The 12,286-nt window shown below is 68.3% G+C and carries 13 protein-coding genes; 10 read left to right on the top strand and 3 right to left on the bottom strand.

The window, feature by feature from the left end; all coding sequences use genetic code 11:
* The first annotated feature begins 66 nt into the window (after positions 1-66).
* The 5 genes from ACIBH2_RS24105 to ACIBH2_RS24085 all read left to right on the top strand — a co-directional run bounded on the left by ACIBH2_RS24105 (position 67) and on the right by ACIBH2_RS24085 (position 4,399).
* Positions 67-1,863 (top strand): biotin carboxylase N-terminal domain-containing protein, encoded by a 1,797-nt coding sequence (locus ACIBH2_RS24105; RefSeq protein ID WP_397121254.1) that lies wholly within the window; start codon positions 67-69, stop codon positions 1,861-1,863.
* Positions 1,864-1,974: 111 nt separating this feature from the next.
* Positions 1,975-2,376, top strand: coding sequence for a DUF1707 domain-containing protein (locus tag ACIBH2_RS24100; RefSeq protein WP_397121252.1), 402 nt, complete (start codon positions 1,975-1,977; stop codon positions 2,374-2,376).
* Positions 2,377-2,733 (top strand): hypothetical protein, encoded by a 357-nt coding sequence (locus ACIBH2_RS24095; protein ID WP_397121250.1) that lies wholly within the window; start codon positions 2,377-2,379, stop codon positions 2,731-2,733.
* A 265-nt stretch (positions 2,734-2,998) separates the two neighbouring features.
* Positions 2,999-3,478 carry a hypothetical protein gene (locus ACIBH2_RS24090; RefSeq protein WP_397121248.1) on the top strand — a complete coding sequence of 160 codons (480 nt, stop codon included), beginning with the start codon at positions 2,999-3,001 and terminating at the stop codon, positions 3,476-3,478.
* 126 nt (positions 3,479-3,604) lie between these two features.
* Complete coding sequence (locus ACIBH2_RS24085; RefSeq protein ID WP_397121246.1) at positions 3,605-4,399, top strand: biotin--[acetyl-CoA-carboxylase] ligase; 795 nt, start codon at positions 3,605-3,607, stop codon at positions 4,397-4,399.
* 67 nt (positions 4,400-4,466) lie between these two features.
* On the opposite strand, the gene ACIBH2_RS24080 is transcribed toward ACIBH2_RS24085, so the two are convergent.
* Both ACIBH2_RS24080 and ACIBH2_RS24075 read right to left on the bottom strand, forming a co-directional pair.
* Entirely contained in the window at positions 4,467-6,059 is a 1,593-nt protein-coding gene (locus tag ACIBH2_RS24080; RefSeq protein ID WP_397121244.1) for a protein kinase, read from the bottom strand.
* A gap of 52 nt (positions 6,060-6,111) precedes the next feature.
* A complete protein-coding gene (locus ACIBH2_RS24075) occupies positions 6,112-7,065 on the bottom strand; it encodes an acyl-ACP desaturase (protein ID WP_397121242.1) in 954 nt (317 codons plus the stop codon).
* Between the two features lie 161 nt (positions 7,066-7,226).
* Between ACIBH2_RS24075 and ACIBH2_RS24070 the strand changes: the two genes are divergently transcribed.
* The 3 genes from ACIBH2_RS24070 (at position 7,227) to ACIBH2_RS24060 (ending at position 9,850) form a co-directional block, all read left to right on the top strand.
* Entirely contained in the window at positions 7,227-7,778 is a 552-nt protein-coding gene (locus ACIBH2_RS24070) for a PH domain-containing protein (RefSeq protein ID WP_397121240.1), read from the top strand.
* Positions 7,779-7,787: 9 nt separating this feature from the next.
* Positions 7,788-8,465, top strand: coding sequence for a response regulator transcription factor (locus ACIBH2_RS24065; RefSeq protein WP_397121238.1), 678 nt, complete (start codon positions 7,788-7,790; stop codon positions 8,463-8,465).
* A gap of 77 nt (positions 8,466-8,542) precedes the next feature.
* Positions 8,543-9,850: a sensor histidine kinase gene (locus ACIBH2_RS24060; RefSeq protein WP_397121236.1), complete on the top strand. Its 1,308-nt coding sequence runs from the start codon at positions 8,543-8,545 to the stop codon at positions 9,848-9,850.
* On the opposite strand, the gene ACIBH2_RS24055 is transcribed toward ACIBH2_RS24060, so the two are convergent.
* Positions 9,847-10,389 carry a GtrA family protein gene (locus tag ACIBH2_RS24055; RefSeq protein WP_397121234.1) on the bottom strand — a complete coding sequence of 181 codons (543 nt, stop codon included), beginning with the start codon at positions 10,387-10,389 and terminating at the stop codon, positions 9,847-9,849. The two genes, ACIBH2_RS24060 and ACIBH2_RS24055, sit on opposite strands and share 4 nt — an antisense overlap.
* Positions 10,390-10,534: 145 nt before the next feature.
* Here ACIBH2_RS24055 and ACIBH2_RS24050 point away from each other — a divergent pair, with 145 nt between their 5' ends.
* Positions 10,535-11,710: a 5-(carboxyamino)imidazole ribonucleotide synthase gene (locus ACIBH2_RS24050; protein ID WP_397122972.1), complete on the top strand. Its 1,176-nt coding sequence runs from the start codon at positions 10,535-10,537 to the stop codon at positions 11,708-11,710.
* Positions 11,703-12,224, top strand: coding sequence for a 5-(carboxyamino)imidazole ribonucleotide mutase (gene purE / locus ACIBH2_RS24045; protein ID WP_397121232.1), 522 nt, complete (start codon positions 11,703-11,705; stop codon positions 12,222-12,224). Before ACIBH2_RS24050 ends, purE begins: the two co-directional genes overlap by 8 nt.
* Positions 12,225-12,286: the final 62 nt, after the last annotated feature.

Below are 12,286 nucleotides of genomic sequence, written 5' to 3'. Positions count from 1 at the left end.
TTCGGCGCTTGTTGGCAGACTGCCTACACTCGCCCAAGACGAAGTTTTCACAGCACAGGAGGCTCAGTGCCCAGCCATGCCAACGCGCAGATCACGAAAGTCCTCGTAGCCAACCGAGGCGAGATCGCCGTGCGCGTGATCCGGGCCGCCAAGGACGCCGGAATCGCCAGTGTCGCGGTCTACGCGGAACCGGACGCCGACGCGCCGTTCGTGAAGCTCGCCGATGAAGCCTTCGCGCTCGGCGGCCAGACCTCCGCCGAGTCGTACCTGGTGTTCGACAAGATCCTCGACGCCGCCGCCAAGGCCGGTGCCGACGCGATCCACCCGGGTTACGGCTTCCTGTCGGAGAACGCCGACTTCGCGCAGGCCGTGATCGACGCGGGCCTGATCTGGATCGGCCCGTCGCCGCAGTCCATTCGCGATCTGGGCGACAAGGTCACCGCGCGCCACATCGCCGAGCGCGCGCAGGCCCCCATGGCCGCGGGTACCAAGGACCCGGTCAAGAACGCCGACGAGGTCGTGGCCTTCGCCAAGGAATACGGCGTGCCGGTGGCCATCAAGGCCGCCTTCGGTGGTGGCGGTCGCGGCATGAAGGTCGCGCACACCATCGAGGAGATTCCGGAACTGTTCGACTCGGCCGTGCGTGAGGCCACCGCCGCCTTCGGTCGCGGCGAATGCTTCGTGGAGCAGTACCTGGACAAGGCCCGCCACGTCGAGGCGCAGGTCATCGCCGACAAGCACGGCAATGTCGTGGTCGCCGGTACCCGCGACTGCTCGCTGCAGCGCCGCTTCCAGAAGCTGGTCGAGGAGGCCCCCGCGCCGTTCCTCTCCGACGAGGTCCGCGCCAAGATCCACGAGTCCGCCAAGCGCATCTGCAAGGAGGCCGGGTACTACGGTGCCGGAACGGTCGAGTACCTGGTGCAGGGCGAGACGGTGTCGTTCCTGGAGGTGAACACCCGCCTGCAGGTGGAGCATCCGGTCACCGAGGAGACCTCCGGCATCGACCTGGTGCGCCAGCAGTTCCGCATCGCCGAGGGCCACGAGCTCTCCATCAAGGAGGATCCGACGCCGCGCGGTCACTCCTTCGAATTCCGCATCAACGGTGAGGACGCCGGTCGCGGCTTCCTGCCCGCGCCCGGTCCGGTCGTGGTCTACTCCGAGCCCGCGGGTCCCGGCGTGCGCGTCGACTCCGGTGTGGTCGCGGGGTCGGTCATCGGCGGGCAGTTCGACTCCATGCTCTCCAAGCTGATCGTCACCGGTGAGAACCGCGAGCAGGCGCTGCAGCGCGCCGCGCGCGCCCTGGACGAGTACAAGATCGAGGGCCTGGCCACGGTCATCCCGTTCCACCGCCACATTGTCGAGAACCCGGCTTTCGTTGGTGACGGCACCAAGTTCGACGTCTACACCAAGTGGATCGAGAACGAGTGGGAGAACCCGATCGAGCCCTACACCGGTGGTGTGGCGATCGAGGATGACGAGGAAGCGCCTCGGCAGAAGGTGGTCGTCGAGGTCGGCGGGCGTCGCCTCGAGGTGTCGCTGCCGGGTCAGTTCTCCGTCGGCGCGGGCGCTGGCGGCGGCAATGGCGCGGGTGTCATTCGCAAGAAGCCCAAGCCGCGCAAGCGTGGTGGCGCGGGTGGCGGCGCCGCCTCCGGTGATGCCGTGACCGCGCCCATGCAGGGCACCGTGGTCAAGGTCGCCGTCGAGGAGGGCCAGAACGTCGAGGCCGGTGATCTGGTCGTGGTGCTCGAGGCCATGAAGATGGAGAATCCGGTGACCGCGCACAAGGCCGGTGTGATCACCGGGCTGTCGGTGGAGGCCGGTGCGGCCATCACCCAGGGCACCGTGCTCGCCGAGATCAAGTAGCGAGGCAGTAGCTTTCGAGAACAGGCCGCCCCTTCGGGCGGCCTGTTCTGCTTCGGGCCCGGGCCGGGCGCTGCCGACGCGGGGCGGCGTGCGGGCGCTACTGTCGATGTCATGGCTGAATCACCCGATATCCGCATCGGCACCGAGGAGCGGGAGGCGGCCATGACGCGGTTGTCGGAGCATTTCGCGGCGGGGCGGTTGAGTGTCGCGGAGTTCGACGAGCGCAGTGCGGTGATCGCGGCGGCGCGGACCAAAGGGGAATTGGAGCCGGTGTTCGCGGATCTGCCCGCGCCGGTGGAGCTGGCGAAACCCGTTGCGGCCCCGCGGCGTTTCCAGCTGTCGCCGGGGGCGGCGGCGCGGGTGATGGCGGTGATCCCGATCCTCGCGCTGATTCTGTTCTTCGTGACCCAGCAGTGGTGGTGGTTCCTGGCCATTCCGCTGGCGGGCGCGCTGTTGTACGGGGGAGACCACGGCGGCCGGTCGGGCCGCCCGGAGCGGAAGCGGGAACGCTGAATGGAACCCATCGAAATCAATGCGGGCAGTTGGTATCTGCGGGCCTTGCGCGCGGATGAGCGCATCGACGACCGTCCCGCGCTGGCCGATGGTGGGATCACCGATCCGGATTATGTGGCGCGCCGGGCCGTGGAATGGGATGAGGAGACGCACTTCTCGTGGGCGGTCTGTGTGCCGACGACCGCCGAGATGATCGCCGAGATCGGCGCGACGCCCGAGGGTGACGGGACCGCGGTCGTCTCCGGGTGGGCGCGCGAGGGATACGACGGCGCTCTCGCCGAGGGGCTCGAAGCGGTTCGGCGTTTCGTGCGCGGCATGCTCGACCTCGAGCCCCGCGACGTCCCCGTCGACCGCTGATTTTCGCCGGTTCTCGATGACCGGACCCGTATATCTTGTCCGGACCGGAAACGAATTCGGCCCGAAAAACCCAGTCTGAACTGCCGTTTCGCCGTGAGTGGGCGGAAAATCGCTCGTGCCCGACCCCGTGGCCGGGGGACTCTGGAGTCCCACCCGAACACAACGCCAAGGGGAGGCAGATATGTGGGGCTGGAGCAAACACCACGCCGAACGGGCCACCGCCGCCAGCTGGACCAGCTGGCGGACCCGGGAACTGAGACCGACAGTGACGGACCCCGAACCCTGGACCGAGACCGCCCACACCGAAACCGAGACCGCCGCCCGGTCGACTACGGCACAGCCTGTCGCCGCAGGGTCGACCACCGCAAGGCTGGCTGCCGCGCGGTCCGCCGCCGCGACCGAGCAGGGCGAAACACGCGCTGCCGCAACGTCCGCCGCGGCCGAGCGGGTCGGGGCGGGCGCGGAGGTCGCCGAAGTCGGATCGCCCGAGTCCGAACCCGCCGATGACTATGTCGCCAATCGCGTCGTCGCCCCCGTGGGCATGGCAAAGTCCACGGGCGGTCCGGCGCCCATGGGCTTCGCCATGGCCACGGCGAACCGGCTGCGCGACAACGACTCCCGTGTCGCGCCGCCCCGCCTCAACGCGGCCGGGCCGGAACCCTTCGCGACCGCGCCGGGCGATCAGGGCTCGCCCCCACTTGTAGGTGTGTCCGCACAACTCCAGGCAGCCACCGCGCCGCGGTGACACCTGGAACCCGAATTCCACGCGCCACCGTTGATCGGGTGCTCGGCGAGGGGCGAGCATCCGGCCAACGGCGGCCTGGGTCGGTGGCGATTGGGTGCGGACAGGGCGCGGGGTAGCGTTCGGGGCATGGATCGAGCACCCTTGGATGTCGAGAAGCTGCGCCGTGCCGTCGGAGAATCGCCGGAGCTGGCGTTTTTCACCGGGATCGACGTCGTGGAGTCGACCGGGTCGACCAACGCCGATCTGGTTGCGCGAGCTTCTGATCCGGGGGCCGATGGGCTGGTGTTGCTCGCCGAGGAACAGGAGCGGGGCCGGGGGCGGCACGAGCGGGCGTGGGCCAGCCCGGCTCGCGCGCAGGTCGCCATGTCGATTCTGGTGCGTTTGCCCGGTGTCGATCCCGAGGTATTGGGATGGCTGCCACTGCTGACGGGTATCGCGGTAGTCGACGCCGTGCGGGCGACCGCGGGCGTGGACGCGGTCTTGAAGTGGCCCAACGACGTACTGGTCGACGGCCGCAAGCTCGCCGGAATCCTGGCCGAGGTCGCGGTCGCCGGTCAGGACCCGGCCATCGTCATGGGTATCGGCCTCAACGTGAGCCTCACCGAATCGGAACTCCCGGTCCCCCACGCCACCTCACTGACCCTCCTCGGCGCGAACCCCGACCGCACCGACCTCGTCCTCGCCCTCCTCCGTGAATTCGCCCACCGCTTCACCGACTGGCGCGCCTCGAACTGGTCGGTCGCCGACCTCGCCGACGCCTACCGCAAACGCAGCGCCACAATCGGCGCCCAGGTCCGCGCCGAACTCCCCGGCGGCGACATCCTCACCGGCACCGCCACCGACATCGACGCCACCGGCCGCCTCCTCATCGGCGACAAAGCCGTCTCAGCAGGCGACGTCACCCACCTCCGCCCGCTCTGAGACACCTACGCGGACCCTGGTCCGATCAACCCCGGCGCTGCGGAAGTCAGGTGCCACGCGCTGTGGCTCAGCGGGGCTTGTTGGGCTTGTCGTTGTTGGGCTTGTCCGGCTTTTCTGGCTTGTCATCCGGTTTGTGGTCCGGCTTGTCTTGATTGCCTGGGCCTGGCTGGTCATCGGGGGTGGGAATCGGCTGGTAGGGGATTTGGACTGCGGCGGTTGTGGTTGGGGGCGGCTCCTCCCATGTTGTGGTGGGTGGTGCGGCTGTGGTTGTGGTTGGGATCGGTTGGTGTGCTGGGGATTCGACGGGGGAGGGGATCACCGAGGGGGTGGGGGGTGTGGTGTCGCGGGTCGCGCGCCAGGTCACGCCGATTATGGCTGTCGCGATGGCCAGGGCGGCGAGACCGGCGGCGATCGGCCTGCGGCCCTTGGGGTTCGGCTTGGCGGGCGCGCTGCCGAATCCTGTCGGAGCAGCGCCGCCTGCGCCCGCTGTGCCCGAATTTCTGACCGTGCTGTCGGGGCGCGTGGTGTGTGGGCCGCGGACTGCGCCGGGCGGGCCGACAACTCCTACCGGGCGGCCTCTGTCGCCGAGGGGACTGGGGATGACAGATGTCTGTCCTTCAGGCGTCCCACGTTGTGCGGCAGCGGATTTCGAGACCCTTCCGAGCGGCTCCGTCGCGCTGTCCGCGCCCGCGGCGGCTACCGGGGATGCCTCCGGCTTCGGCCTGGCGATCGGTGGTGCACCCGCGTTCACTGTGGCGGCCGGGGGTGGGCTCGCGCCCGCGGCGGCTACCGGAGGTAGGGCCAGTGTGGGTGGGTCTACGGTGGGCATCTTCAGGGCCGCTCGCGCCGCTGCCGCGAATTCGCCTGCGCTGGCGTGTCTTTCGGCGGGGTTCTTGGCCATGCCGCGGGCGATGACCTCGTTCAGGCGGCGGGGGACGGCGGGGTTCGTGTCGGAGGCTCGGGGTGGTTCGGTGGTTACGTGGGCGTGCATGAGGCGCGCGGGGTTGCGTTCGCGGAAAGGTCTTTCGCCGGTGAGGCATTCGTAGAGAACGCAGGCGAGGGAGTAGATATCCGAGCGGGGGGTGGTGTGGCCGGTGAAGCGTTCGGGGGCCATGTAGGCGGGGGTTCCGATCACCATGCCGGTGAGGGTCATAGCGGCTTGGCCGTCTTGTTGCGCGGTGCCGAAGTCGATGAGGTAGGCGGCGTCGTCGTGGCCGACCATGATGTTGGAGGGTTTCACGTCGCGGTGGATCAGCTTGGCCGCGTGCGCCTCGTCGAGGGCTGTGGCGATCTGGGCGATCAGCTCCACCGCCGCCGCCGGGGTGCGCGGCCCCTCCCACTCCAGCAGGCTTTCCAGATCCACGCCGTCGATATAGGCGGTCTCGATGAACAGCCGTCCCTCGACCTCACCGAAATGGTGCAGCGGCACCACATGGGGTCCGCGCAGCCGCGCCACCGCTTTGGCCTCGCGCTCGAACCGTCGCCGGTACGCGGGGTCGTTCGCCAGCGCCGGGGCGAGCACCTTCAAAGCGACCGTGCGGTCGGTCATGGTGTCGTGCGCACGCCAAACCTGCCCCGTGCCACCGCTACCCAGCAGTTCGTCGAGGCGGTATCGGCCTAGCCGCCCGTCCCCCAAGGACAATCCTCTCGTACCGGACACATCTCATTGGGGGACTACCCTATCGGCCGCGAAATGCGCGGCGGACAACGCGCTAGACGGGTTGCAGTTCCGCGCGCGCGGCCTCTCGGGCCAGCAGCCGATCCCGCTGCTCCTCGAATTTCAGCACGTCGGCCTCCATTTTCTCGAGGAATGCGCCGAGCACCTCGCGCGCCTGCTCCCCGCGCGGCCCGAAATCGTTGCGCTCGAAGATATTCCACTGCTTCAGCACCGGCTTGACCACCTCGTCGAGGTGCTGGCGCAGATCGTAGATGCCGTGCTTGGCCATGAGCACGCCATTGCGCCGGAAGTTCGGCATTCCGTACCCGGGCATGACGAAATTGGTGAGCACCTTGGTGATCGCGAACATGGCCTGATCCGGAACCAGATCCAGCCCCGCACCACAGAGCGTGCGGTAGAAGATCATGTGCAGATTCTCGTCCGCCGCGATGCGCTGCAACATGCGATCGGCGACGGCGTCCTCGCACACCTTGCCCGTATTGCGGTGTGACACACGGGTGGCCAACTCCTGGAACGTCACGTACGCGACATTGTCGAGGAAGCCGCCCCACTCCGGCGGCGACTGCGCGCCATTGGTCATATGGATCATGCGCGCCTGCTCGAGCGCCACCGGATCCACACCCCGCGTCACCACCAGATAGTCGCGAATCACGATGCCGTGCCGGTTCTCCTCGGCCGTCCACCGCCCGACCCAGGTGCCCCACGCCCCGTCCTGCGAGAAGTTCTCCGCGATCTCCCGGTGATAGGAGGGCAGATTGTCCTCGGTGAGCAGGTTGGTGACCATGGCCACCTTCGCGACCTCGCTGAGCTTGGACTGCGACGGATCCCAGTCCGCGCCGCCCATGGCGGCGAAGTTGCGGCCTTCGTCCCAGGGGACGTAATCGTGTGGATGCCATTCCTTCGCCATCGACAGGTGCCGATTGAGGTTGGCCTCGGCCACCGGCTCCAGTGCGGTGAGTATCTCCAGCTGGGTCAAATCTTTGGTCACACACGCCTCCTGTGTCTTGCGGGCAGACTTGTTTTTGCGCGGGACAAGCAGATTGGGCGAATCGCGATGGTCGCCGATCGTACGCGGCAGCCGCACGATTGTGCCGCAAGACGCCGTTCGACGTGCGGCATTCCGGTATCTTCGCGCGGTAGATTGCGGCTATGGGTTATCCGGAGGAGGCGTTGGCACCGGAGGAGCGGCTGCTACTGCACCGCCATCCGCATTGGAAGATGTTGTTCTGGCCCGCTGTCGTTTTCATTCTTTTGACCGCGGTGGCCGGATTCTGCCTGGGGTTGGCCTCGCGCAATGTCGAGGGGTCGGCGCGCACCGCGCTGCTGATCGGCATCCTGGTGATCTGGCTGGTGGGCGTGCTCTGGCGCAGTGTGGTGCCGTTGATCCGTTGGAAGTCGACGCATTTCATCATTACCGACCGCCGGGTTCTGATCCGGCACGGCGTCCTCACCCACACCGGAATCGACATCCCGATGAACCGCATCTCGAATGTGCAGTTCCGGCACGGCCTGTTCGACCGCATGCTCGGCACCGGCACCCTGGTACTCGGCTCGGCCTCGGAGGATCCGCTCGAGTACGACGACATCCCTCAGGTGCAGCGCGTGCACGCGCTGCTGTATCACCAGGTTTTCGACGCCGAGCGCGAAGACCCGCGCACCGGCAACGGCGGCTACTACGGTTCCGAGCGCGGCTACCCGTAGTCTTGTTCCGTGACCGCCGTACTGCTGGCCGAAGACGACGAGGCCATCGCCGCGCCGCTATCGCGAGCGCTGGGGCGTGAGGGTTATTCGGTGACCGTGGAGAGCTTCGGCCCGGCGGTGCTGCAACGGGCCCTCGAAGGCGAACACGATCTGCTGATTCTCGATCTCGGACTGCCCGGTATGGATGGGCTCGAGGTCTGCCGCCAGGTGCGGGCGCGCGGCGCCGACCTGGCGGTGCTCATGCTCACCGCCCGCACCGACGAGGTCGATTTCGTGGTGGGCCTGGACGCGGGCGCCGACGACTACGTGGGCAAGCCCTTTCGGCTGGCCGAACTGCTCGCGCGGGTGCGAGCCCTGCTGCGGCGCAGCGGAATCGGCGACGAGGCGGTGGAGGTCGGCGGTATCCGCCTGGAGCCCGCCGCCCGCCGGGTGCTGGTGAACGGCATGGAGGTGAACCTCGCCAACAAGGAGTACGAGCTGCTCAAGGTGCTCATCGACCGCGCCGGGCAGGTGGTGCCGCGCGAGACCATCCTGCGCGAGGTATGGGGCGATGCGGATCTGCGCGGCTCGAAGACCCTTGACATGCACATGTCGTGGCTGCGTCGCAAGATCGGCGACGAGGGACCGGTAGCGGAACGCCGTATCGTGACGGTGCGCGGCGTAGGCTTCCGGCTCAATACGGACTAGATCGGCTGGTGGCCGTCCTAGCGCGTGCGCGCCCGCGCACCTCCGAGCCGGGCTCAGCGAAGCGAGGCACGTCGACGATGCGGCGCAGAATTCTCATGTCCATGGTGGCGGCGCTCACGCTGACCAGCCTGGTACTGGGTATTCCGTTGGCCTACACCGCCTGGCAGTGGGTCGAGGACATGACCCGCAACGACCTGCGCACGCGGCTCGAGCGCATCTCCACCGAGGTGATCGCACAGGAGCCCGACGGCATCGTGCACGGTGAGCTGGATCTGCGCACGGTCCGCCCGCTCATCCCGTCGGGCGGGCGGCTGACCATCATCTATCCGACCGAGAACGACAATGCCCACCGCGTGGACGTGGGCGCGGAGGAGCCCGCCGACCCGATCGTGGAATCGCTGTCCATGGGCACCTCGGTCTCCCTGCGCCTGGAAGTGCCTGCCGCGCCCATGCATTCGATGCAGCGCAAGGCGTTGGGCGCGGTGGCGGGTCTGGTGCTGCTGTCGCTGGGCGCGGGTATCGCGGTGGCGACGGTCACCGCGCGCCGGGTGGCCGATCCGCTGCGCGATGTGGCGGCCCGGGCCGCGCGCTTGGCCATGGGCGATTTCCGCGCCGATTCGCGGCGGCACGGAATTACCGAACTCGATCGCGTCTCGGACGTATTGGATTCCGCGACGGTGGAAATCGCGGGCCGCCTGCAACGCGAGCACGCGCTCGTGGCCGATGTCTCCCATCAATTGCGCAGTCGTTTGACGGCGGTGCGCCTGCGCCTGGACGAATTGTCCGAGCATTCCGATCCGGCGGTGGTGCACGAGGCCGAGGAGGCCATGGCCCAGGTGGACCGCCTCACCGGCGCGATCGACGAATTGGTGCGCGCCTCCCGCGACGAGGGCACCGCCGAACGCGATCCGGTGCCGGTGATCGACGAATTGCGTGGCGTGGTCTCCGAATGGCGCCATCCCTTCGCGGAGGCGGGTCGCAAACTGGTGCTCGCGGGCGACCCCAAATTGCGCGCGCCGATCACCGGTTCGCGACTGCGCGAGGCCATCGCGGTGCTGGTCGACAATGCGCTCATGCACGGCGGCGGCACCTGCACGGTGTCGGTGCGCAAGGTGGCGGGCGGCTGGGATCGCGAGCCGCTGGTCTGTGTGGAGGTCGCCGACGAGGGCGACGGCGTGCGCGACGAACTCGCCCCGCACATCTTCGATCGGGGTTTCTCGGCGGGCGGCTCGACCGGTGTGGGACTGGCCCTGGCCCGGGCGCTGATCGAGGCCGACGGCGGCCGTCTGGAACTACAGCGTCGCCGTCCGGCCCTGTTCGCGGTGTTCCTGGGCGCACCGGCCTCCACGCGTGGTCAGAACGACGTGGTCACCGAACCGCGCTAGCTGTGGCCGAGCTGCTCTTCGTTGATGAGATCCTCGAATTCCTCTTGGATCTCGCGCATATCGTCGGGGAAGACCCAGCGCCGCATGGCCCAGAACCGGAAGATCATCTGCAGGATGTTGCCGATGATGAAGGCGCTGATGAAGTCGGTGATGTTCTCCACCGTCAGGCTCACATCGGGCACCTGGAGGTGGAATACGTACCGCGATACCCACAGCGGCAGGAAGGCCAGCACCACGCCGATACCGCTGACGACGAAGAACAGCAGCGCCTCGTGATGCTTTTCCCGCCCGCCGCGATTCTCGAAGGTCCATTCGCGGTTGAGGATGTAGGAGGCGATGACCGCGATCACACCGGAGATGATCTTGGCGGTGACCGGTTTCGGCTCCAGGATGGTCAATTTCAGGAAGTAGAAGATGCCGCTGTCGATCACGAAGGTGGTCGCACCCACAATCGCGAACTTGATCAGTTCGTGATAGCGAAAGGCCAGGTCCCGCATGGGACTGGGCATGCGATTAACCACTTCGTCGACAAATGACACGGAGCCGAGTCTACGTGCCCGCGATACCGACCGAGCAACCCGCGGTTACCGCCCGCGTTCCGACTGTGTAACCCGCAGGCCCGCGACCTCGGGTGTCATGACAACATAGTCGAACGTGAGCGGACGATCCTTCGATTCCTCGGGTATGCCCACCGTCACCATGATCGGCGGCGGTCAGCTGGCGCGCATGACCCATCAGGCGGCGGTCGCGCTCGGGCAGCGGCTGCGCGTGCTCGCCGAGCGGCCCGACGATCCGGCGGCCCAGGTCACCCCCGAGGTGGTGCTGGGTACGCACACCGATCTCGCCGCGCTGCGCAAGGCGGCCGTCGGTTCGCATGCCATGACCTTCGACCACGAGGGCGTGCCCACCGAACTGCTCGAGGCGCTCATCGCCGAGGGCGTGAACGTGCAGCCGCCGCCGAGCGCGCTCGTCTACGCCCAGGACAAGCTGGCCATGCGCCGCAAGCTGGCCGAGCTGGGCGTGCCGATCCCGGCCTTCACCGCCGTGGAATCGGCCGCCGACGCCATCGCCTTCGGTGACGCGCACGGCTGGCCTTTCGTCCTCAAGGCGGTGCGCGGCGGCTACGACGGCCGCGGCGTCTGGATGCCCGCCGATGCCGCCGAGGCCACGACGATCGTGGAAGACCAACTCGCGCACGGCGTCTCGCTGCTGGCCGAGGCCAAGGTGGATCTGAAGCGTGAGCTCTCGGCCATGGTCGCCCGTTCGCCCTTCGGGCAGGCCGCGATCTGGCCGGTGGTGGAGACCGTGCAGCGCGACGGCCAGTGCGCCGTGGTGATCGCCCCCGCCCCGGACCTGCCGCGCGAGCGCGCCGCCGCGGCCGAGACCCTGGCCCTGCGCCTGGCCTCCGAACTCGGCGTCACCGGCGTCATGGCGGTGGAGCTGTTCGAGACACACGCCGGTGAGCTGCTCGTCAACGAACTGGCCATGCGCCCGCACAACTCCGGGCACTGGGGGATGGACGGCGCGCGCACCGGACAGTTCGAACAGCATCTGCGCGCGGTGCTGGACTATCCGCTGGGCGATACCGCGCCGCTGGCCCCGGTGACCGTCATGGCGAACATCCTGGGCGCGGAGCAGGCGCCCGAGATGTCCATGGACGAGCGCCTGCACCACCTGTTCGCGCGTCTGCCCGAGGCGCGGGTGCACCTCTACGGCAAGGGTGAGCGGCCCAATCGCAAGATCGGGCACATCAATATTCTCGGCGACGATATCGCCGTCACACGCGAGAAGGCCGAGCGCGCGGCGCACTGGATGTCGCACGCGGTATGGACCGACGGATGGGATCCGCATCATGAGTGACACCGCTGTGCCGAACTCCGGGCCGCAGGTCGGCCTGATCATGGGCTCGGACTCCGACTGGCCGACCATGGAGGCGGCGGCGGAAGCCTTGGCGGAGTTCGGGATTCGCTTCGAGGTCGGCGTGGTGTCGGCGCACCGCACCCCGCAGCGCATGCTCGACTACGCCAAGGAGGCGGCGGGGCGCGGGCTGCGGGTCATCATCGCGGGCGCGGGCGGCGCGGCGCATCTGCCCGGCATGGTCGCCTCGGCCACCGCACTGCCGGTCATCGGCGTCCCGGTGCCGCTGAAGTACCTCGACGGCATGGATTCGCTGCTGTCCATCGTGCAGATGCCCGCCGGTGTGCCGGTCGCGACGGTCTCCATCGGCGGCGCGCGCAACGCGGGCCTGCTCGCCGTGCGCATTCTGGCGGCCTCGGATCCCGAATTGCGTTCGCGCATGGAGCGTTTCCAGGCCGACCTGGAGCAGCTGGTCCTGCAGAAGGACGACGCGCTTCGCACGAAGCTGCTCGGCTGACTCCCCCGCCTCTCCGCGACTTCAGCGGGCGACCGGGTGCCACGAGAGTCGCGCTGCCGACC

The organism is Nocardia sp. NPDC050406 (assembly GCF_044459025.1).
Classification (GTDB): Bacteria; Actinomycetota; Actinomycetes; order Mycobacteriales; family Mycobacteriaceae; genus Nocardia.
The sequence above is the reverse complement of the archived record's forward strand: the minus strand, read 5'-3'. Positions and strand labels throughout refer to the sequence as shown.